21 protein-coding genes are annotated in these 21,387 nt (G+C 70.2%); 8 read left to right on the top strand and 13 right to left on the bottom strand.

Annotation, left to right across the window (positions count from 1 at the left end):
• Nucleotides 1-687: 687 nt before the first annotated feature.
• The 11 genes from ACS5PM_RS11055 to ACS5PM_RS11105 form a co-directional block, all read right to left on the bottom strand.
• On the bottom strand, nucleotides 688-1,338 hold the full coding sequence (locus ACS5PM_RS11055) for a tetratricopeptide repeat protein (RefSeq protein WP_439387667.1): 651 nt from the start codon (nucleotides 1,336-1,338) through the stop codon (nucleotides 688-690).
• A complete protein-coding gene (locus ACS5PM_RS11060) occupies nucleotides 1,335-1,718 on the bottom strand; it encodes a cytochrome c-type biogenesis protein (protein WP_439387668.1) in 384 nt (127 codons plus the stop codon). Before ACS5PM_RS11060 ends, ACS5PM_RS11055 begins: the two co-directional genes overlap by 4 nt.
• A gap of 1 nt (nucleotide 1,719) precedes the next feature.
• Entirely contained in the window at nucleotides 1,720-2,253 is a 534-nt protein-coding gene (locus ACS5PM_RS11065) for a DsbE family thiol:disulfide interchange protein (RefSeq protein WP_439387669.1), read from the bottom strand.
• Between the two features lies 1 nt (nucleotide 2,254).
• Nucleotides 2,255-4,258: a heme lyase CcmF/NrfE family subunit gene (locus tag ACS5PM_RS11070; protein ID WP_439387670.1), complete on the bottom strand. Its 2,004-nt coding sequence runs from the start codon at nucleotides 4,256-4,258 to the stop codon at nucleotides 2,255-2,257.
• 363 nt (nucleotides 4,259-4,621) lie between these two features.
• Nucleotides 4,622-5,056 (bottom strand): cytochrome c maturation protein CcmE, encoded by a 435-nt coding sequence (ccmE, locus tag ACS5PM_RS11075; protein WP_439387671.1) that lies wholly within the window; start codon nucleotides 5,054-5,056, stop codon nucleotides 4,622-4,624.
• A complete protein-coding gene (gene ccmD, locus ACS5PM_RS11080) occupies nucleotides 5,053-5,247 on the bottom strand; it encodes a heme exporter protein CcmD (RefSeq protein ID WP_439387672.1) in 195 nt (64 codons plus the stop codon). The genes ccmE and ccmD overlap by 4 nt, the downstream gene beginning before the upstream one ends.
• Nucleotides 5,244-6,041, bottom strand: coding sequence for a heme ABC transporter permease CcmC (gene ccmC / locus ACS5PM_RS11085; protein WP_439387673.1), 798 nt, complete (start codon nucleotides 6,039-6,041; stop codon nucleotides 5,244-5,246). The genes ccmD and ccmC overlap by 4 nt, the downstream gene beginning before the upstream one ends.
• Nucleotides 6,042-6,054: 13 nt before the next feature.
• Nucleotides 6,055-6,732, bottom strand: coding sequence for a heme exporter protein CcmB (ccmB, locus tag ACS5PM_RS11090; protein ID WP_439387674.1), 678 nt, complete (start codon nucleotides 6,730-6,732; stop codon nucleotides 6,055-6,057).
• Nucleotides 6,726-7,394 (bottom strand): cytochrome c biogenesis heme-transporting ATPase CcmA, encoded by a 669-nt coding sequence (gene ccmA, locus ACS5PM_RS11095; protein WP_439387675.1) that lies wholly within the window; start codon nucleotides 7,392-7,394, stop codon nucleotides 6,726-6,728. Before ccmA ends, ccmB begins: the two co-directional genes overlap by 7 nt.
• The gene (locus ACS5PM_RS11100; protein WP_439387676.1) at nucleotides 7,391-8,149 is read right to left on the bottom strand and encodes a cytochrome b/b6 domain-containing protein; all 759 of its coding nucleotides are present in this window, start codon (nucleotides 8,147-8,149) and stop codon (nucleotides 7,391-7,393) included. The genes ccmA and ACS5PM_RS11100 overlap by 4 nt, the downstream gene beginning before the upstream one ends.
• A 24-nt stretch (nucleotides 8,150-8,173) precedes the next feature.
• Complete coding sequence (locus tag ACS5PM_RS11105) at nucleotides 8,174-8,650, bottom strand: rhodanese-like domain-containing protein (RefSeq protein WP_439387677.1); 477 nt, start codon at nucleotides 8,648-8,650, stop codon at nucleotides 8,174-8,176.
• A gap of 337 nt (nucleotides 8,651-8,987) precedes the next feature.
• Here ACS5PM_RS11105 and ACS5PM_RS11110 point away from each other — a divergent pair, with 337 nt between their 5' ends.
• From ACS5PM_RS11110 to ACS5PM_RS11140, 7 genes are all read left to right on the top strand, one after another.
• On the top strand, nucleotides 8,988-10,025 hold the full coding sequence (locus ACS5PM_RS11110) for a sulfate ABC transporter substrate-binding protein (RefSeq protein WP_439387678.1): 1,038 nt from the start codon (nucleotides 8,988-8,990) through the stop codon (nucleotides 10,023-10,025).
• 247 nt (nucleotides 10,026-10,272) lie between these two features.
• Complete coding sequence (locus ACS5PM_RS11115) at nucleotides 10,273-11,427, top strand: sigma-54 interaction domain-containing protein (RefSeq protein ID WP_439387679.1); 1,155 nt, start codon at nucleotides 10,273-10,275, stop codon at nucleotides 11,425-11,427.
• A gap of 326 nt (nucleotides 11,428-11,753) precedes the next feature.
• Nucleotides 11,754-13,424, top strand: coding sequence for a hypothetical protein (locus tag ACS5PM_RS11120; protein ID WP_439387680.1), 1,671 nt, complete (start codon nucleotides 11,754-11,756; stop codon nucleotides 13,422-13,424).
• A gap of 20 nt (nucleotides 13,425-13,444) precedes the next feature.
• Nucleotides 13,445-14,557, top strand: a complete 1,113-nt coding sequence (locus ACS5PM_RS11125) for an ABC transporter substrate-binding protein (RefSeq protein WP_439387681.1) — start codon at nucleotides 13,445-13,447, stop codon at nucleotides 14,555-14,557.
• A 16-nt stretch (nucleotides 14,558-14,573) separates the two neighbouring features.
• Nucleotides 14,574-15,449 carry an ABC transporter permease gene (locus ACS5PM_RS11130; protein ID WP_439387682.1) on the top strand — a complete coding sequence of 292 codons (876 nt, stop codon included), beginning with the start codon at nucleotides 14,574-14,576 and terminating at the stop codon, nucleotides 15,447-15,449.
• Between the two features lie 23 nt (nucleotides 15,450-15,472).
• On the top strand, nucleotides 15,473-16,258 hold the full coding sequence (locus tag ACS5PM_RS11135; protein ID WP_439387683.1) for an ABC transporter permease: 786 nt from the start codon (nucleotides 15,473-15,475) through the stop codon (nucleotides 16,256-16,258).
• Nucleotides 16,259-16,306: 48 nt separating this feature from the next.
• Complete coding sequence (locus ACS5PM_RS11140) at nucleotides 16,307-17,140, top strand: ABC transporter ATP-binding protein (RefSeq protein WP_439387684.1); 834 nt, start codon at nucleotides 16,307-16,309, stop codon at nucleotides 17,138-17,140.
• 9 nt (nucleotides 17,141-17,149) lie between these two features.
• Here ACS5PM_RS11140 and thpR read toward each other — a convergent pair whose 3' ends face one another.
• Nucleotides 17,150-17,689: an RNA 2',3'-cyclic phosphodiesterase gene (gene thpR / locus ACS5PM_RS11145; protein ID WP_439387685.1), complete on the bottom strand. Its 540-nt coding sequence runs from the start codon at nucleotides 17,687-17,689 to the stop codon at nucleotides 17,150-17,152.
• A gap of 131 nt (nucleotides 17,690-17,820) precedes the next feature.
• On the opposite strand from thpR, the gene ACS5PM_RS11150 reads away from it, so the two are divergent.
• Nucleotides 17,821-19,803 (top strand): OPT family oligopeptide transporter, encoded by a 1,983-nt coding sequence (locus ACS5PM_RS11150; RefSeq protein ID WP_439387686.1) that lies wholly within the window; start codon nucleotides 17,821-17,823, stop codon nucleotides 19,801-19,803.
• A 794-nt stretch (nucleotides 19,804-20,597) separates the two neighbouring features.
• Here ACS5PM_RS11150 and ACS5PM_RS11155 read toward each other — a convergent pair.
• Complete coding sequence (locus ACS5PM_RS11155; protein ID WP_439387687.1) at nucleotides 20,598-21,311, bottom strand: glutathione S-transferase N-terminal domain-containing protein; 714 nt, start codon at nucleotides 21,309-21,311, stop codon at nucleotides 20,598-20,600.
• Nucleotides 21,312-21,387 lie beyond the last annotated feature (76 nt).

Here is a 21,387-nt window from a genome sequence, read left to right on the forward strand (position 1 = left end):
GTCTCGCCTTCGACAGGCTCAGGCCGAACGGTTGATGGTGTGCGAGCCGAACACCACCCCCCGTTCACCCTGAGCCTGTCGAAGGGCCCGAGCACACCGCCGGCTTCGACAGGCTCAGCCCGAACGGATCACACACCGTTCACCCTGAGCTTGTCGAAGGGCCTGAGCACACCGCCGGCTTCGACAGGCTCAGCCCGAACGGATCAAACACCGTTCACCTTGAGCTTGTCGAAGGGCCCGGAGCACACCGCCGGCTTCGACAGGTTCAGCCCGAACGGATCACACACCGTTCACCCTGAGCGTGTCGAAGGGCCCGAGCACACCGCCGGCTTCGACAGGTTCAGCCCGAACGGATCACACACCGTTCACCCTGAGCTTGTCGAAGAGCCCGAGCACACCGCCGGCTTCGACAGGCTCAGCCCGAACGGATCACACACCGTTCACCCTGAGCTTGTCGGAGGGCCCGAGCACACCGCCGGCTTCGACAGGCTCAGCCCGAACGGATCAAACGCCGTTCACCCTGAGCTTGTCGAAGGGCCCGAGCACACCGCCGGCTTCGACAGGCTCGGCCCGAACGGATCACACACTGTTCACCCTGAGCCTGACGAAGGGCCCGAGCACACCGCCGGCTTCGACAGGCTCAGCCCGAACGGAGTAAGGATGCGCGCAACGGGCGGTGAGAACACGTCACCTCCCCACCGCCAGCGCTTCGGCCTTGGCGATGCTGTCGGCCAGCGCGGCGGCCTCAGGCGCGTCGGCCGGCAGCCGGGCCTGGACCCGGCGCCAGGCCAGCATCGCACCGCGGTAGTCCTTCTGCTCGAACAGCACGCTGCCCGCGAGGGCGAGCGCTTGTGCATGGTCCGGAGCCACCGCCAGCGCGCGGTCGATCAGCTGCGCCGGCTCGCCGGCCAGGTGCTGGCCACTGCTCATCGCCAGCGTCACCGCGAACTCGACCAGCAAATCGGGATCATCGGGCTGCAGCTCGAGCAGGTGGCGATAGGCCGGCACGGCGGCATCGAAGCGGTGTGCCGCCTCGTGGGCGCGGGCCAGCCGGTGCCATGTGCTCGCGTCGTGCGGATGGGCCGCAGCTTCCCGCGCGAGTGCGGCGGTGGTGGCATCCAGCGGCAGTTCACGGGGGGTTCGCAACAAGCTCGGCGAGCCGACGGCGCCGTACAGGCCGATGGCCGCCACCACCAAGGCGGACGCCACGACGACGGCCAGGCCGCGTTCGGGCGGGCCCTCGACGGGCGCTCCCGTGGCCAGGAGCGGCCGCGACAGCACTGCCAGGGTCGGCAGCACCAGCAGGGCCGCGCCAAGCACGAACAGCGCGAGGTTCATGGCACCCTCCGTGCCCCGCGGCGGCGGCGCCGGCCTGGCCACAGCAGGGCCAGCCCGAAGCCCAGCATCAGCAGCGGGCCGAACCACAGCAGCCAGGTGCTGGGTTTGAGCGGCGGGTTGTAGAGCACGAAGTCGCCGTAGCGCTCGACCATGTAGTCGATCACCTGCTGCCGGGACGCGCCGGCGGCGAGCTGGTCGCGCACCTGCTGCTTCAGGTCCAGCGCCAGCTGCGCGTGCGAGTCGGCCAGGCTCTGGTTCTGGCAGACGAGGCAGCGCAGTTCGCCGGCGAGGCTGGCGACCTGGCGCGAGAGCGCGTCGTCCTCGGGCGCCGTCGCGGCCCAGGCCGGGCTCGCTGCCAGCAGCACGAACGCGGCAGCCACGCTACGCACGCTTGAGCCCGTCGATCAGCGGCAACAGCCGGCGCTCGACGATCTCGGCGCTCAACGGGCCGGTCAGCTTCAGGCGGATCACGCCCTGCCGGTCGATCACATAGGTCTCGGGCACGCCGTAGACGCCGTAGTCGATGCCGACCTTGCCGTCGCGGTCCAGCACCGCGAGCAGGTAGGGGTTGCCGTGTCGAGCCAGCCACTGGTTGCCGTCCGCCGGCGGGTCCATGTAGTCGAGTCCGACGATGGGCACGACGTTGCGGCGGGCCAGCTCCAGCAGCAGCGGGTGCTCCTGCCGGCAGCTCGTGCACCACGAGGCCCAGACGTTCAGCAGCCAGACCTGGCCTGTCATGTCCTGCGGGCCGAAGCTGTGGTTTGGAGAGGCCAGCTGTTCCAGCTTGAACGGCGGCGCCGGCTTGCCGACGAGCGGCGAGGGCACGGCCGCCGGATCCAGCGCCAGGCCCGCGCCCAGCAGCGACAGCAAGCCCACGAAGACGGTGAAGGGAAGCATGAATCGTCGCAGGCGCATCTCAGGTGCTCGGCAAGACGTGGTGGGAAGAAGAGGCGGAAGTGGCCGCGGCAGCCTCGCGCCGCGCCGCACTGCGGTAGCGCCGGTCGGCCGCGGCCAGCGCGCCGCCCAGCGCGATGAGCACGGCGCCGGCCCAGACCCAGTTCATGAAAGGCTTGACCTGCAGCCGCACGACCCAGGCGCCCTGTGGCGTTGCCTCGGCCAGCGAGACGTAGAGGTCGCGCCAGAAGCCGCGGTCTATGGCGGCGTCGGTCATCGGCATCTGCTGCACCGGGTAGAAGCGCTTCTCGGGCCACAGCTGCGCGATGACCGGCCCGCCGTCGCGCGGCGTCACATCGAAGCGTGCCCGGGCAGCGACGTAGTTCGGGCCCTGCACGCGGGTCAGCTCCGCGAAGGTGAAGCGCTGGGCGCCCAGCACCGCGCTGTCGCCGATGCGCAGGCTGTGGTCGCTGGCCGACTCCAGGCCCTTGACCAGCGTGACGCCGGCGACGAACACCGCGACGCCGGCATGCGCCACCCACATGCCCCACTGGCTGCCTGGCACGCCGCGCAGGCGCTGGCGCAGCGTGCTGGCCGCGCGCTGCGCGGGCCACAGCCACTTCAGCGCCTCGGCCGCCGTGGCCAGCAGCACCCAGGCGGCCACCGCGACGCCGAGGCCGACGCCCACCGAGGTGTTCAGCACCAGCGCGGCCCACAGCGCCAGGGCGACGGATACCGCCGCGATCACCCGCAGCCGCCGCCACACGCCGCGCAGCGAGGCCTGCTTCCACGTCAGGAGTGGGCCGATACCCATCAGCACCAGCAGCGGCGCCATCAGCGGCACGAACACGGTCTCGAAGTACGGCGCACCGACCGAGATCCGGCCCAACCCGGTGGCATCCAGCAGCAGCGGGTACAGCGTGCCCAGCAGCACCGTGCCGGCGGCCACCGCGAGCAGCACGTTGTTGAGCATGAGCAGCGACTCCCGCGAGACCAACGCGAAGCGCCGTCCCAGGCCGACCTGCGGCGCACGCCAGGCGTACAGCGCCAGCGATCCTCCGCTCACCAGGGCCAGGAAGATGAGGATGTACACGCCGCGGCGCGGGTCGTTGGCGAAGGAGTGCACCGAGCTGAGCACGCCCGAGCGGACGAGGAAGGTGCCGAGCAGCGAGAGCGAGAAGGCCACGATGGCCAGCAGCACCGTCCAGTTGCGAAAGCTGTTGCGCTTCTCGGTCACCGCCAGCGAATGCAGCAGCGCGGAGCCCACCAGCCAGGGCATGAACGAGGCGTTCTCCACCGCGTCCCAGAACCACCAGCCGCCCCAGCCCAGCACGTAGTAGGCCCAGGCGCTGCCCAGCGCGATGCCCAGCGTTAGGCAGGCCCAGGCGGCCAGCGTCCAGGGCCGGGTCCAGCGGGCCCATGCGGCGTCCAGGCGGCCGCCCAGCAGCGCGGCGATGGCGAAGGAGAAGGCCACCGAGAAGCCCACGTAGCCCATGTACAGCAGCGGCGGATGGGCGATCATGCCCAGGTCCTGCAGCATCGGGTTCAGGTCGTGACCGTCGGCGGCCGGCGGCCATTGGCGCTCGAAAGGGTTGGAGGTGAAGAGCAGGAAGCACAGGAAGCCGATGCCGATCAGCCCCATGGTGCCCAGCACCCGCGCCACGACCGGCGCCGGCAGCGCGCGGCTGAAGCCGGCCACGGCGAGTCCCCACAGCGCCAGCATCTGGATCCACAGCAGCACCGAGCCCTCGTGGCCGCCCCAGTAGGCGGCGACCTTGAACCACACCGGCAGCTGCGAGTTGGCGTTGTCCACGACGTAGCGCAGCGAGAAGTCGTCGCTGACCAGCGCGTGCACCAGCGCCGCCGAGGCCAGGCTGACCAGCAGCGCCTGTGCACAGGCCGCCGGCCGCGCCAGCGCCATCCAGCGCGCCCGGCCGCGCCAGGCACCCAGCAGCGGCAGCAAAGCCTGCACGCAGGCCACGGCGAGCGCCAGTGCGAGGGCGAGCTGGCCCAGTTCGGCGCTCATTGAGGCCCCCTACGGCGCTGCGCGCCGGTCCCCCCAAGGGGGAGCGAGCGCCTATGGAGCGGCCGGGCGGCGCTCATTGAGGCCCCCTACGGCGCTGCGCGCCGGTCCCCCCGAGGGGGAGCGAGCGCCTACGGAGCGGCCGGGCGGCGCTCATTGAGGCCCCCTACGGCGCTGCGCGCCGGTCCCCCCGAGGGGGAGCGAGCGCCTACGGAGCGGCCGGGCGGCGCTCATTGAGGCCCCCTACGGCGCTGCGCGCCGGTCCCTCCGAGGGGGAGCGAGCGCCTACGGAGCGGCCGGGCGGCGCTCATACGGCAAGCTCTCGGTTGACGGCAGCCCGGAGGTCTCTGCGCGGAGTTGTCAAGCTCATCGCGCACCTGCCTTGCCCTGCTCCAGCGCATAGGCGGCTTCGGGCGGCATGTAGTTCTCGTCGTGCTTGGCGAGCACCTCTTCGGCCACGAAGACGTGGTCGACCGCGAGGCGGCCTTGGGCCACCACGCCCTTGCCTTCCTTGAACAGGTCCGGCAGTGCGCCGCGGTATCGCACCGGCAGCTGCACCACCTGGTCGGTGACGACGAAGGCCACGGTCAGCCCGTCCGCCTCGCGCTTCAGGCTGCCCGCCTGCACCAGGCCGCCTATGCGGAAGCTGCGCTGCGGCGGCGCCGCGCCGGCCAGCACCTGGCTGGGGGTGAAGAAGAACACCAGGTTCTGTTGGAAGGCCGAGACGACCAGCGCCGCGGCCACGCCCATCAGCGCCAGGCCACCGGCCAGCAAGGCCAGGCGCTTGCGGCGCGCGGTCATGGGTGCCCCCTTGATCCGGCTTCGCGTTGCCAGCGCAACTGGCGCAGCAGCGCCCGGCGACGAGCGCGCAGCGCCAGCGCCTCGGCCGCCAGGCCGGCGAGGAAGACGCCGACAGCACCCCACACGTAGGGTGCATGTCCGCCCATCTCGACGAACTCGCGCCAGCCGGGCCAATGCAGGACCGCATTCATGCCGAGAGCTCCGGCAGCCGCGCGACCCAGGCACTGTGGCGCTCGCGTTGCAGCAGGATGCAGCGCAGCCGCGCCAGCACGGCGGCGGCCGCGTGCAGCCACAGGCCGAGGGCGCACAGCAGCAGTGCCGCCAGCATCGGCGTCGCCAGCGTGGGCGCGCTGCGCAGCGTGATCGAGGCGCCCTGGTGCAGGGTGTTCCACCACTGCACCGAGAAGTAGATGACCGGCACGTTGAGCGCGCCGAACAGCGCCACCAGCGCACCGGCGCGGTCGGCCCGGCGCGGGTCGTCGATGGCCGACTGCAGCGCCATGAAGCCGACGTAGAGGAACAGCAGCAGCAGCATCGAGGTCAGCCGCGCATCCCACGCCCACCAGGCGCCCCAGGTCGGCCGGCCCCACAGCGCGCCAGTCCACAGGCAGAGGAAGGCGGCCAGCGCGCCGGTCGGCGCCAGCGCCTGCATCATCATGAAGGACAGGCGGGTGTTGAGCACCAGCCCCAGCGCGCCCCAGAAGGCCATCGCCAGGTACAGCACCATCGCCACCCAGGCGGTGGGCACGTGGACGAACATGATGCGGTAGGCCTCGCCCTGCTGGTGGTCCGAAGGCGCGAGCGCCAGGCCGATGAACAGGCCCGCGGCCATCAGCGCCAGCGCGGCCAGTCGCAGCCCCGGCAGCAGCCGGCCGGCCAGCGCATGGCAGGCCTGCGGGGAGGCGAAGGCCCAGAGCTTGGCGCGCCACGCCGGCGCGATGCGCGCTGCCGTGACAGGCGAGGCGGGAAGGGTCGACGAGCTCATGCAGTGCTCCGGTTCATTCGATGGCCAGCCGCAGCGCGGCGGCGGTGGCCCAGGGGGCGGCCGCGGTGGCGGCGGCGAGCAGCGCGCCGAGCAGCAGCAGGTGTGCGCTAGCGCTTTCGCCGCCGGCCTGCGCGCCCACCGCGCCGGCGCCGAAGACCAGCACCGGCACGTACAGCGGCAGCACCAGCAACGGCAGCAGCACGCCGCTGCCGCGAACGCCCAGCGTGAGGGCCGCGCCCACGGCGCCTATCAGGCTCAGGGCCGGCGTGCCGAGCAGCAGACCCAGCACCAGGGTGGCCAGCGCATCGGCAGGCAGCTGGAACTGCAATGCCAGCAGCGGCGCCAGCAGCACCAGCGGCAATCCGGCCACCAGCCAGTGCGCCAGCACCTTGCCCAGCACCACCACGGCCAGCGGCTCGGGCGCTAGCAACAGGTGCTCCAGCGTGCCGTCGGCCCAGTCGGGCGCGAACAGGCGGCCCAGGGACAGCATCGACGCCAGCAGGGCCGAGACCCAGACCACGCCCGGTGCCACCCGCTGCAGCAGGCCCGGCTCCGCGCCCAGGCCGAGCGGGAACAGCGTGGCCGCGATCACGAAGAAGAACAGCGTAGCCAGCGCGTCCGATCGTCGGCGCATGGCCAGCAGCAGGTCGCGCCGCAGCACCGGCCCCAGTACGCCCAGCACGCTCAGCATGGCGCGACCTCGGCGCGCGCAGGGCGTGGCGAGTGCAGCACCAGCCGGCGCAGCGCCGCGCCGGGCAGGGCCTGCGACTGGTGGGTGGTGTAGACCACCAGGCCGCCGGCCGCCGCGTGCGCGCCTATGGTTCCACCCAGCGCGGTGGCGGCCTCGGTGTCGAGTGCGTCGAAGGGCTCGTCCAGGATCCACAGCGGCGGCGCCGGCCGCAGCTGCAGCCGCGCCAACGCCACGCGCTTGCGCTGACCTTGCGACAGGCTCGCCGCCGGCAGCCGCGCCACCGTGGCCAGGCCCACGCCGTGCAATGCTGCGAGGGCCTGCGATCCCCTCAACGCGTGGCCGGCGGCGCGCGCCGCCAGCAGCAGGTTCTCCAGCGCGCTCAGCTCGCCTTTCACGCCGGGCGCGTGGCCCAGGTAGAGCAGCGCGCGGTGGAAGTCCTCTCGCTGCGGCCGCACCGGCCGGCCTTGCCAGAAGACCTCGCCGGCCAGCGGCGGCAGGAGCCCGCACAGCGTGCGCAGCAGGCTGGTCTTGCCCACGCCGTTGCCGCCCCGCACCCACAGGGCCTGTCCCGGCTTCACCTGCAGGTCCAGCCCGTCGAACAGCCGCCGTTCGCCTCGCTGGCAGGCCAGTCCGACGGCCTGCAGGCCTTGATCCGCGCTCACCAGGCCTGCACTCCGCTGGCCTGTGGGGCCGTGTCAGCTGCTTGCCAGACCCCGCTGGCCGCGATCATCGCGCCCAGGGCGATGGCCACCGCCACCAGCAGCGCCAGCGGGCTGCCGCCACGGGCCGGCGGTGGGCTGGGCGGCGCGGCGTGGACGTCCTTCCAGCCGGTCAGCATCGGCCGGACCAGGTTGCTGCGCTTGACCACCAGGTAGAAGACGATTGCCAGCACGTGAAGGGCAATCAGCGCCAGCAGGCCGTTCGCCAGCAGCCGGTGCCAGCCGGTGAGCCGTTGACCCAGGGCCTCGTCGACCAAGGCATTCAGCGGGCCGGCGAAGGCGATGTCGTCGTTGCCCAGCAGCCCCGTCACGGCCTGCACCGCCAGCAGCCCCAGCAGCGCGAAGACAGACAGTGCACCCAGCGGGTTGTGTCCGAGCCCGTGCCAGCGGCCGGCCAGGTAGGCACGCAGCCGCCCCGGCGTGGGGGCGAAGTGGGTGAAGCGCGCCGGCTCGGAGCCGATCAGGCCCCAGACCAGCCTGAACACCACCAGCCCGACGATGAGCAGGCCCGCACGGCCGTGCCACACCATCCAGGGGCCGCCCAGCTCCCCCGTGACCACGGCGGCCGTCACCGTCAGCACGAGACTCCAGTGCACCACGCGCACCGGCAGGTCCCACAGCCGCACGCGCCGCGTGGGCCGCGGCGTCTCGTGCGTGATCGCTTCCGTCAGCGCTTGTGCCGTCGCTTCAGCCTGCATTCGACTTCTCCTCGCGGCGCTTGCCTACTTCTTCACCGGCGGCACGATGCGGGTGATGGTCCCGCCCTGCGCCTCGTAGTCTTCGGAGCCTGCCGCGCCGGCCACCTTGAAGCCCTTGCTGGCGAGCAGGTCGCCGGCGGCGCCGGCGCGGTGGGCATGGTTGGAGACGGTCAGGATCAGCCGGTCGCGAGGGATGTAGTCCAGCCGTTGCGCGAGGTCGGCTGCCTGCACGTTGAGGAAGACCGGGAAGCTGCCCTTGGCCGTCACCTCGTCGGGCCGGCGCACGTCGATCACGACGAGCTGCTTCGGCTTGGCGAGCAGGGCGTCGACCGCGCTGCGGTCCAGCCGCCTGGTCTTGTAGTTCCACACGTCGGCGGCCGGCGCGCTGGCAACGGGCGCGGCAGGGATGGCCGTGGTCTGTGCATGCAGCATTGGCGTTATGCCCAAGCCCAGCCAAAGGGCGGCCAGCAGGGAGGTCATCGTCGGGGCCAGCTTCTTCATCGATCGTCTTCCGAGTCCAGGGGTCGACAGCCAGAGCAACAAGCAGGCCATGCAGTGCCACCCAGGCAGAGCGATGGCCAGGCGCGCCTGCCGCGTTGAAATATCACCAGCCTTGGTGGACGCGCAGCAGCCGACTCGTGGCTTGCTGGCCAGCGATCACCTGCGCGCAGGCAGTGCTGCTTGACCACCCCCGGGGATCGGTGCCGCGGCCGGCCTGGCACGGCGGCTGCTCACGTCAGCGGTTCCGTCGACGACGGCAGGGCCACGACCGCGATCGCATAAGCAGCCCTGAATCCCTTTGTTCACTCCACTCCACTGTCCCCCTAGGATGAAAGCCATGCTCACGCTCCCGCCCGCCTTCCAACGCCTGCGCGGCTCTGTGCGACCGTCGCTGCTGGCCCTCGGCCTCGCCGCCGCGGCGTCGTTGGCGAGCGCCCGGGAAGTCACGCTGCTCAACGTCTCCTACGACCCCACCCGCGAGCTCTACCAGGAGTACAACGCCGCCTTCGCGAAGTACTGGAAGGACAAGACGGGCGACACGCTGACCGTCAAGGCCTCGCACGGCGGCTCGGGCAAGCAGGCTCGATCGGTGATCGATGGCCTCGAGGCCGACGTCGTCACGCTCGCACTGGCCTACGACGTGGACGCCATCGCCGAGCAGGGCAAGCTGCTTGCGCCCGACTGGCAGAAACGCCTGAAGAACAACAGCACGCCCTACACCTCGACCATCGTCTTCCTGGTGCGCAAGGGCAACCCGAAGCAGATCAAGAGCTGGGACGATCTCGCGCGGCCCGGCGTCGGCGTGATCACCTCCAACCCCAAGACCTCGGGCGGCGCGCGCTGGGGCTACCTCGCTGCCTACGGATCCGCACTGACCGCGCCCGGCGGCAACGAAGCAAAGGCCCGCGACTTCATCAAGCATGTCTACGCCAACGTGCCGGTGCTCGACAGCGGCGCCCGTGGCGCCACGGTGAACTTCGCCGAGCGGGGCCTCGGCGACGTGCTGCTGTCCTGGGAGAACGAGGCCGGCCTGGTGCTGAAGGAGTTCGGCGCCGACAAGTTCGACGTGGTGTACCCGCCCAACAGCATCCTGGCCGAGCCGCCGGTGGCCGTCGTCGACAAGGTGGTCGACAAGCACGGCACGCGCGAGCTGGCCCAGGCCTACCTCGAGTACCTCTACTCGCCCGAAGGGCAGGACATCGCGGGACGCAACTTCTACCGCCCCAGCGATCGCGCCGCGGCCGCGAAGTACGCCAGGCAGTTCCCCAGCATCGCGCTGTTCAACATCCGCGACGTCTTCGGCGGCTGGACGGTGGCCCAGAAGACCCACTTCGCCGACGGCGGCGTGTTCGACCAGATCTACGTGCCGAAATGAAAGGCCTCGTGGACGCGTTGACCGCTTCGCTCGCCGCCCGTCCGCGCTGTTGACGCACGCCGCCTGACCCGTGCCGGCCTGGTGACAGGGCCGGCACCTTCGCGCGCTTTCCGGCCCTCCGGTCTTCGTGTTCGCTGTCCCGGCCCGGCCCGGCCCGGCCTTGCCGCGGCCTCGCGGCGCCCCACCCCGCGGCTTGCCCTGGCGCGGGGATTCAAACCCGACTCCCACCATGCAGGCATCCCCAGCCATGACGCAGCCGGCCCGCCACTTCAATGACAACCTGCTGACCTTGCCGCCCTCGTCGACGAGTGTGCTGTCGATCCGCGCCAAGGCCCTTTTGTTCCACGACGCGCGTTCGCTCGGCCTGCTCGAGGATGTCGAGCGCATCGCGCGCAGCGAGGCCTCGGCCCTGATCATCGGCGAGACCGGCACCGGCAAGGAGCTGATCGCGCGCCACCTGCACACGCGCAGTGGTCGCAAGGGGCCGTTCGTCGCGGTGAACTGCGGCGCCTTCAGCGAGAACCTGATCGACGCCGAACTGTTCGGCCACGAGTCGGGCGCGTTCACCGGTGCCTCCCAGTCGCGCGCCGGCTGGTTCGAGGCGGCCAACGGCGGCACCTTGTTCCTCGATGAGATCGGCGACCTGCCGCTGCCCCTGCAGATCAAGCTGCTGAGGGTGTTGCAGGAGCGGCAGGTGGTGCGCCTGGGCTCGCGCCGGCCGATCGCGCTGGATGTGCGCCTCGTCGCCGCCACCAACATCGACCTGCGCCAGGCGGTGGAGGCCCAGCGCTTTCGCGCCGACCTGTACTACCGCCTCAACGTCGCGGCCATCAACGTGCCGCCGCTGCGCGAACGGACGGGCGACATCCTGCCGTTGGCCCGGCACTTCGTCGGCGTCTACGGGCCACGGCTCGGCATGGAGGAGGCCGATTTCGATGACGAGGCCCACGCCGCATTGCTGGCCTACCCCTGGCCCGGCAACATCCGGGAGCTGGAGAACATCGTGCACTTCGCGCTGATCGTCTGCCGCGAAGGCGTGATACGCGCCGGCGACCTGCGGCTGGTGGCCGTGAACGGCAGCAGTGCAAGCGGCGCACAGGCGGCCGGCGTGCACGAGCGCACCACCGCGCCGGGCGACGCCAGCGCGCCGCGCGCTGCGGGCGTCAACCTCGGCGGTGACCCGCATGCACCGCTGCGCCATGCGATCTCGGCGCTGCTGGCCACACGCAGCCCCGACCTCTTCCACTCCGTCATCGGCGTCATGGCCAAGGCGGCGTATGCCCGCTGCGGTCGCAACCAGGTCCAGGCTGCCCTGGCCCTGGGCATCACGCGCAACACCTTCCGCACGCTGGTCAAGCGCTACGACATGCAGGACGACGCCGGCAACGAGCTCACTGCCTGAGCCACCCCGCTTGCCTGCTCCGCGGCCCACGCGCGACATCTGTCGCCGTGGGCCGCGTTGCTTTCAGCGACTCCTGCATGCCGTCATGACGAGTCGCCGGCGCGCTGGTGCCCAGCCACCAGCTGCTGCGCAAGCACCACCGCGTGCGACGGCGACTGCGCATGGACCACCACTCCACCCCGCCGCAAGGCCGTTTTGAGCCTGTTCTGGCATGGCACGGGTCGTGCAAAGAGTCTCTTCATAACTCAGTGGTTGCGCGGACGCTGAATGAGCGTCCGCAGGCTTCCTCTTCAAGACACATCGACCTTCCCGGAGGAATATCCGCAGTGCTCCACTCGAAGACCAACGCGCTCGCCGGCGCCGCGCTGATCGCCCTGTCCCACGCCGGCCCGGCGCACGCGCAGTCGACCGCGCAGTTGAAGAAGGAGCTCGACGCCCTGCGCAAGCAAGTGCAGCAGCTCAGCGAACAGGCCCGGCCCGCGCCGCCTGCGGTGGACCCGAAGGAAGTGGCCGAGCTGCGGCAGCAGGTCAAGGACCTCCAGTCCCAGCTTCAGGCTCAAGCCGCGGCGCGGCCGGCCCCCGCCGAGGCCGCCGCCGTGGCTGAGCTCGACCAAGCCACGCGCGACGCGAACACGCCGGCGACCAAGGCCGACATCCAGGGCGTGCGGACGGACTTCGAGAACTACAAATACGAGAACGCGCGGCAGCTCGAGCGCAAGGTGCCCTCGGTGACGCGCAACACCGTGATCGGCGGCACGCTGCAGGCCCGCGCGACCTGGCAGAACCCGGTCCAGAACGCCGGCGTGGCCAACGGCGCCGCGGGCGGCAACACCACCGCCGTGGCGACGCCGCGCCACACGAGCTTCGACATCCCATCGGTCACGCTGTCGTTCGCCGGGCAGCTCTACCGCGACTACCAGGAAGGCAAGAACCTGACCTACAGCCTGGGCTTCGCCTCGGGCAGCAACTTCGCCGGCAGTCCGCAATCGGCCACCAGCGCGACCAACACGCTCGGCGTGTCCTCGGCCAACGGCAGCCAGCTCAACGTCACCAACGCCAACCTGGCCTACAGCTTCCTGCCGACCAACGGCGGCGCCGAGGATCCGAAGGGCACGCTGACCTTCGGCCAGCAGCTGGTGCCTTTCGGCCTGGAGGCCCAGGCCAACGAAGAGATCCGCCCGGTGATCAACTCGGCACAGTTCACCACGGCGCTCAGTGGCATCAACACGCGGCAGATCGGCCTGATCTACCGGGGCGACTCGCTGATCAACGTCGACTACACCAACAACTACCGCTCGTCGCTGCTGGAGTACGCCTTCGGCGTGGTCAACGGCAGCGGCCCGAACAAGAGCGACAACAACGGCAAGAAGGATTGGGTGGGCCGGGCGGCGGTGACGCTGCCGGCCGACTACAACAGCTGGCTGCGCGAACTCAAGGTCGGCCTGAGCTACTACCGGGGCTACAACAACCTCGCCAACACCACGTCGAACGCGGTGGTGCAGATCGCCGACTCGATCCGCACTGGCATCGACATCAACTACACCCACCTCCCCTTCTCGGTCTCGTACGAGCGGGTGCAGGGTCGCGACGATGCCTTCACCACCCCGGCCGCCTCGGCCACCGCCGACACGCCGACCTACGTCAGGCGCTCGCGTGGGCAGTACCTGAACCTGGGCTACACCTGGGGCGAGCAGTTCCTCGCCAGCGAGAAGGGCCTGGCCAAGTACGACGACTACTGGCCGCGGTCCTACCAGGCCTTCGTCCGCTTCGACAGCTTCGATGCCGACACCGCGAACGACGCGGCCGTGCGCGCCAGCAGCGTGGGCGACAAGGCCTTCATCACCACGCTGGGCCTGAACGCGTTCTTCGCCGAGACCACCAAGCTGCAGCTGAACTATCTGCTGGCCCGCAACGACACGCCGGCCAGCGGCCAGTACACGGCCGACCGTCCCCGCAAGACCAACGCCGTGCAGGTGCAGTTCCAGTACGGCTTCTGACCTCTCTTTCCGGAGTCCCCATGCAACGACGATCCTTTGCCGCGGCCCTGGTCCCCGCGCTGCTGGCCCTGAGCCCGTTCATCGCCCCGGCCGTCCAGGCCCAGACAACCGAGGCCGCACCGCAGGTCATCCGCATCAGCTTTCCCGGCGCCGGCACCGCGGGCCGGCCGCTGTCCGGAGGCAGCTACCCGGCCAGCGCGCACCTGTTCAAGGAGATCGACGACGAGTTCAAGAACGACGGCATCAAGATCGAGTGGAAGTTCTTTCCCGGTGCCGGCCCCGCGCTCAATGAATCCTTCGCCAACGGGCTGACCGACGTGGCCTTCGGCCATGGCGACCTGCCGCTGATCGTCGGCCGCTCGACCGGGCTGCGGCACAAGATCGTGCTGTCCTCCGGCCGCTTCGGCAGCAGCTACTTCGTGGTCCCTGCAGGTTCCACCGCCAGGTCGCTGGCGGACTTGAAGGGCAAGCGCCTGGCGACCTTCAAGGGCACGGCCGGGCAGCTGACGCTGTACCGCTGGCTGGACAAGTACGGCTTCACCGACAAGGACTTCCGCATCGTCAGCCTGGACAACGACTCGACCAAGGCCGCGCTGGCCACCGGCGACATAGACGGCACCAACATCACGCCTTTCGACCTGCAGGCGCGCGGCATCGCCAAGAGCATCCTCGAGGTCCGGGACGATCCGAAGATCACGCGGCCCGGCACCGTCTGGGTCGGCGAGGAGTTCGAGAAGAAGTACCCGCAGATCGTGCAACGCCTGGTCACCCGGCTGGTCAAGGTGGCGTACTGGAGCACGCAGGAGGCCAACCGCGAGAAGGAGTTCCAGGCCTGGGCGACCTCGGGCAGCCAGGCCTACATCGACTACAAGAAGGACTGGGAGTCGGTGCCCGACCTGCGCACCCGCATCAACCCGCTGCTTGACGAGTACTACGTGGCCTCCATCACGAACTCGATCGAGGAGGCGAAGAGGTTCAAGCTCATCCGCAAGGACGTCAGCCTGGAAGGCTGGCTGGAGCCCCGGTACCTGAACCAGGCGCTGAAGGAGTTGAAGCTCGAGGACTACTGGCCGCAGTACGACGCGGACGGCAAGCTCAAGGCCGCCCCGCGCAAGCTGGCCTCGGCCCAATGAGCAGGCAGCCTCCCCCATGAGTGCCTGGACCGACGACCTGTGGGTCCTGCCTTCGCGCAGCGAAGCTCCGGTGCCCGCGCTGCTGGTGGCACGGCTCGCCGCACGACTTGTCACGCCATGGGCCCCGCTGGCGCGGCGCCTGGGCGGATGGGCGCTGGGCCTGGTGCTGCCGGCCCTGCTGCTCGGCCTGTGGTGGCTGGCCGCCGAACGGCGCTGGGTGCCCGAGCAGTTGCTGCCCGCCCCCGCGCTGGTGGCGCAGACGCTGCATGAACTGTGGGACGCAGGCGACCTGCAGGCCCACCTCGGCTACAGCGCGGCGCGCGTGGGCTGGAGCCTGCTGATCGGCGGCGCGGCCGGCCTGCTGCTGGGCTTCGGGATGGGCCTGTCGCGCGGGCTGCGGGCCTACCTGTACCCGAGCTTCTCGGTGCTCGCCCAGTTCCCGGTGCTGGGCTGGGTGCCGCTGCTGATCATCTTCGCCGGCATCGACGAGGCGCTGAAGATCTCCGCGATCTCGATCGCGGTCGGGGTGCCCGTGACAGTGAATGCCTTGAAGGGCATCGCCAACATCCCGCCGCCTTTGCTGGAGGTGGCGCGGGTGCACGGCTTCAGCCGATGGCAGGCGCTGCGCCAGGTGGTGCTGCCGGCCGCGGCGCCCAGCCTGTTCACCGGGCTGCGGCAGGCGGTGATGCAGGCCTGGTTGTCCCTGGTCTTCGTCGAGCTGCTCGCCTCGAGCGAAGGCATCGGCTACCTCATCGTCTGGGGCCGCCAGTTGTCGCAGCCGGACCTGGTGGTGGCCGGCATGCTGGTGATCGCCGCGGTCGGCGTGCTGCTCGACATGGCCCTGCGCGCGGCCGAGGCGCGGCTGCAGCGCTGGCGCCGCAGCCCGTTCTGAACACGGGGAAGAAGGACCGACCGATGACGACCTCGACCTTCCTGCGGTTCACGCGCCTGGACCCGCGTCCCTGGGTGCTGCCCTTGGCGCTGCTCGCCGCCTGGTGGCTGCTGACCTCCTTCGGTGGGGTCGACACCCGGCTCATCGTCCCGCCGCAGGCGGTGTGGCACGCCGCCGTGCAGGCGCTGTCGGACCCGTTGTTGTGGCAAGGCGTGGGTTATAGCGTCGGCCGCGATCTGGCGGGCTTCGTGCTCGGCGCGCTGGGGGGCGTGTCGCTGGGTGCGCTGCTGGGCGCCTCGCGCCTGGCCGACCGGCTCATCGGCCCCAGCTTCCACGCCCTGCGGCAGGTCTCGCTTTTCGCGTGGCTGCCGTTGCTGTCGACCTGGCTGGGCTACGGCGAGCCGGCCAAGCTGGTGTTCATCGCGCTGTCGACGCTGTACCCGGTCGCGCTCGGTACCTTCGACGGTGTGCGTGGCATCAGCCTGGCCCACGCCGAGGTCGCGCGGGTCTACGCCTTCACGCGTTCGCAGTGGCTGTTCCGCCTGATCCTGCCGGCCGCCGCGCCGCAGGTCGCCACCGGCCTGACGCTGGGCCTGGTCTACGCCTGGGTGGCCACGATCGGCTCGGAGTTCCTGCTCGCCAACTGGGGCAACGGGCTGGGCAACATCGTCATCAAGGGTCGCGCTGCCTTCAACGTCGAGCTGATCCTGGTCGGCATGCTGGCCATCGGCCTGGTGGGCTCGCTGCTGAGTGCCGCCGCCGCGCGGCTGGAGGCGCACGCGCTGCGCTGGCGACCCCCGCAGCCCTGAGCCGGCCGCCTCACGATCCCCCTTCATCCGAATCACAAGGATCCGCCCATGGCCCATGCCGGCACGCTCGAGCTCAGGCACCTGAGCAAGCACTACCTGGTCGACCGCCAGCCCTTGACCATCCTGCAAGACCTCTCGCTGACCATCCGCCCGGGCGAGTTCGTCAGCATCGTGGGGGCCAGCGGCTGCGGCAAATCCACGCTGCTGCGGCTGCTGATCGGGCTGGAGGACGACTACGAGGGCGAAATCCTGCTCGATGGGCGGCGCATCGCCGGCACCAGCCTGGACCGCGGCATCGTCTTCCAGGAGCACCGGCTGTTTCCCTGGCTGACGGTGGAGCAGAACATCTCTGTCGGCGTGTTGAACGCCTCCGGCACCGAGGCCGACAAGCGCAGGACGGTGCGCGAGCACATCGCGCTGGTCGGCCTGAAGGGCTTCGAGCAGGCCTATCCGCACCAGCTCTCGGGCGGCATGTCGCAACGGGCCGCGATCGCGCGGGCCCTGGTCAGCCGGCCGGAGCTGCTGCTGCTGGACGAGCCCTTCGGCGCGCTCGACGCGCTGACCCGCACCCATCTGCAGCAGGAGCTGGAGCGCATCTGGCGCAGCGAGGGCATCACCGCCGTGCTGGTCACGCACGACGTGGAGGAGGCCGTGGCGCTGGGCGACCGCGTGGTCATCATGCAGCCCCGGCCCGGCCGCATCCAGCGCGTCGTCGACGTGCCGCTGCCGCGCGAGCGCGACCGCCACGGCGCCGACTTCGCCGCCATCCGCAACGACGTGCTCACCGCCTTCCAGCACGAGCCGCAGCGCCGCTCCCCGCGGCCGATCGTCGAAGCACTTGCCGGACTGGCGGCTTTCCCGGCCTGGCGCTTGTCGATCTGACGAGCGAGCTTATGCGGGCCCGAATCGGTGCAGCACGCGATAGCCTGCCGCCGATTCGGCCAGCACATGGCCGCCGCTGCATGCCCATGTGACCGGTGCCGGTGCCTCGGTGAGCGCCGCGCCCTGGCCGTGGCGCGCGAAGGTGACGTGAGGTCGGAACGGCCGCGATTCGACGGACAGGGCGAGCGCGCGCAGCGCATCGGCCAGGCGGCCGTGCAGCGTGGCGAGCGCCTCGGGCGCCGGCGCCGAACGCTGCAGCACCGCGACGCCCTGGCGCCAGACGGCGAACTCGTCCAGCACCAGCTCGAAGGGCGGCACGGGCGACACGGCGAGCCCGGTCGCCAGCTCGGGCAGCCGCGACCGCGGCACCGCGCCGATGAAATGCAGCGTCAGGTGCAGACCGGCGGGAGCGGCGAGCCGCGCCCCCTTGGGCCAGCGCACCGCGTCTTGCCATGACAGCAGGGCCGAGCGCACCTGCTCGTCCGGCCACAGCGCGATGAACAAGCGCGCAGGGTCGGGCGGCGAGGAGGGCGGCTTCGCTGATGGCATGCAGCTCATTGTTGAGCGGGCCGGCCGGTCCTAGGGGGCATCGCCCCTGGAATCCCCCTGCCCGCAGGCCTGCGGCCCGCTGCAACAATCCCGCCCGGCCCGACCCCGGCCGCCACCTTGCACACCACACCATGGCCCTGCAGCAACTGACCGACGAACAGATCCGCACCTGGACCCGCCGCGAGAAGGACGAGTGGTGGCTGAAGAACATCTACCGCGGCGACATGCCGCAGCTGACGATCCGCTCGGGCATCACCGGCTTCCTGCTCGGCGGCGTGCTCGCGGCCACGGCGCTCTACATCGCGGCCAAGACCGGCATCACCATCGGCGTGGGCCTGACCTCGGTGATCCTGGCCTTCGCGATCTACCGGATCCTGAACAGCGCCGGCCTGGCCCGGGACTTCAGCATCCTCGAGAACAACTGCACCCAGTCGATCGCCACCTCGTCGGGCTACACCGTGTCGTGGCTGACGGCGGGCCTGACGGCGTACATGCTGATCACCGGCGTGATCGTGCCGTGGTGGCAGATCATGGTCTGGGCGGTGCTGATCTCGCTCATCGGCGTGCTCATCGCCTTCCCCATGAAGCGCCGCTTCATCAACGAGGACCAGCTGCCCTTCCCCGAGGGCCGTGCGAGCGGCGTGGTGCTGGATGCGCTCTACCACGGTGCCGCCGGCGCCGGCATGTTCCAGGCGCGGCTGCTGGGCGTGGTGGCGCTGGGCACGGCGACCTGGCAGGCCCTGATCAGCGACGGCTGGATGAAGCTCATCCAGTTCAAGATCCTGCGCCTGCACCAGTGGGCGGGCCTGAAGGAGCCGTGGACCATCCATGAGCGGCTCGACACCTACTACTACCAGGCCGGCGGCGCGGCGCTGAAGATCCTCAACACCGACATCCGCACGCTGGGCCTGCGGTTGACGCTGGATGCCGCCATGCTGGGCGTGGGCGGCCTGATGGGCATCGCGGTGGCCACCAGCTGCCTGCTCGGCGCCTTCGTCAACTTCGTGGTCCTGGCGCCGATCATGATCCAGAAGGGCGACATCGTTCAGCGCGTGCTGGCCAACGGCCAGGTGGTGCCGCTGTCGCGCGCAGAGATCGTCAACCAGTGGTCGCTGTGGTGGGGCGTGGCGATGATGGTCGCGGGCTCGCTGGTGGGCCTGTTCGCCAAGCCGGAGCTGTTCACCTCGATGTTCAAGTCGATGCGCAGCGGCTCGGCCGCGAGCCAGGCCGCGGCGGGCCCGGATCCGCTGGCGCACATCGAGCTGCCGCTGTGGCTGAGCTGGGTCGGCGTGCCCATCCTCAGCATCCTGGGCGCGTGGGCGACGCATGCCTTCTTCGGGGTGCCCATCGGCCTGGCTCTGCTGTCGCTGCCGCTGATCTTCGTGCTGACGGTGATCTGCACCAACTCGATGGCGCTGACCTCCTGGACGCCCACCGGCGCGCTGTCGAAGATCACCCAGTTCTCGATCGGCGCGATCGACCGCAGCAACCCGGCCAGCAACCTGCTGCCGGCCAGCATGACCGGCGAGATCGCCTCCAACGCGGCCAACCTGCTGTCCGACATCAAGCCCGGCTACATGCTGGGCGGCAAGCCGCGCCACCAGGCGATCGGCCATGTGATCGGGCTGTTCGCTGGCGTCATCGCCTGCGTGCCGCTGTACTTCCTTCTGTTCCTGCGGCCGGATGCGAGCGGCGTGCGCTCCACCGCCAAGATCGTCTCCGACCAGTTCGCCTTCCCCAGCGCGCTGCAGTGGAAGGGCGTGGCCGAGATCATCGGCAAGGGCTTCGGCGGCCTGCCCGAATCGGCGCTGATCACGATGGGCGTGGCGGTGGTGGCGGCCATCGCGATGGAGCTGGCCCGCGTGGCCACCAAGGGCCGCTTCGGCCTGTCGGCCGTCTCGGTCGGCCTCGGCGTGGTGCTGCCGCCGGAGTCCACCTTCGCCATGTTCGTCGGCGCGCTGGTCTTCTGGTTGATGGGCCTGAGGCACAAGGCGCCGGGCACCCGCAAGCATGCCATCTGGGTCGAGGGCGCCGAGCCTATGTGTGCCGGCCTCATCTCGGGCTCGGCGCTGATGGGCATCGGCAATGCGATCCTCAACGTGCTGATGGAGTGAAGGGGCTTCGACAGGCTCAGCCTGAACGGGAAAGAAGGTTCGCCGTCGATGGGAACGAAGGCTCAGCCCGGACCACCCCACCCCCGTTCGCCCTGAGCCTGTCGAAGGGCCCAATGCACGGGGCTTCGACAAGCTCAGCCTGAACGGGAAAGAAGGTTCGCCGTCGATGGGAACGAAGGCTCAGCCCGAACCACCCCGCCCCCGTTCGCCCTGAGCTTGTCGAAGGGCCCAGTGCACGAGGCTTCGACAAGCTCAGCCTGAACGGGAAAGAAGGTTCACCGTCGATGGGAACGAAGGCTCAGCCCGGACCACCCCACCCCCGTTCGCCCTGAGCCTGTCGAAGGGCCCAATGCACGGGGCTTCGACAAGCTCAGCCCGAACGGGGAATGAAGGTTCGCCGTCGATGGGAACGAAGGCTCAGCCCGGACCACCCCGCCCCCGTTCGCCCTGAGCTTGTCGAAGGGCCCAGTGCACGAGGCTTCGACAAGCTCAGCCTGAACGGGAAAGAAGGTTCGCCGTCGATGGGAACGAAGGCTCAGCCTGAACCACCCCACCCCCGTTCGCCCTGAGCTTGTCGAAGGGCCGAGTGCACGAGGCTTCGACGGGCTCAGCCTGAAAGGGAATAAAGGGTCACCGTCAGTGGGGAATGGAGGCTCAGCCCGGACCACCCCACCCCCGTCCGCTCTGAGCCTGTCGAAGGGCCCAGTGCACGAGGCTCCGACAGGTCCCGCCTGAACGGAATGGGAGCCCGAACGCAGTCGGGCGAACGAACCGAGGTGAAAGGTTCGCGCGGCTCAAGCCGCGACTGGCGTGGGGATAGTCAACCCACGCGCCACCGCCGGCCGGTCGACGAAAGCCTGCAGCGTGCGTTGCACTTCAGGGAAGTCGCCGATGCCGACCAGATCGCCCGCGCCGTAGAAGCCCACCAGGTTGCGCACCCACGGGAAGATGGCGATGTCGGCGATGGTGTAGTCGTCGCCCATCACCCAGCGGCGTCCGGCCAGCCTTTGTTCCAGCACGCTCAGCAGCCGGCGACTTTCCCCGACGTACCGGTCGCGCGGGCGCTTGTCCTCGAAGTCCTTGCCGGCGAACTTGTGGAAGAAGCCCACCTGGCCGAACATGGGCCCGACGCCGCCCATCTGGAACATCAGCCATTGCAGCGTCTCGTAGCGCAGGGCCGGGTCGGCAGGCACGAAGCGGCCGGTCTTCTCGGCCAGGTACCACAGGATCGCGCCGGATTCGAACAGGGCCAGCGGTTGCCCGCCGGGGCCGTCGGGGTCGATGATGGCCGGGATCTTGCCGTAGGGGTTGAGCGAGCGGAACTCGGCCGATTGCTGGTCGTTCGTTTCGAACTGGACGCGGTGCGCCTCGTAGGGCAGGCCGGTCTCCTCGAGCAGGATGGCGACCTTGACGCCGTTGGGCGTGGGCAGCGAGTAAAGCTGCAGGCGTTCGGGGTGGCGCGCGGGCCAGCGGGACGTGATGGGGAATTCAGCCAGCGTCTTCGTCATGGGCAGCGGGTGGGATGCAGAAGCGGCGGATTGTGGTGGGCCGCCGCTACCCCGTGCCGGCGCGGGGCTGAATGCC

Origin of the sequence: Ideonella flava (assembly GCF_051857595.1) — a bacterium.
In the GTDB taxonomy this organism is placed as follows: Bacteria; Pseudomonadota; Gammaproteobacteria; order Burkholderiales; family Burkholderiaceae_C; genus Ideonella.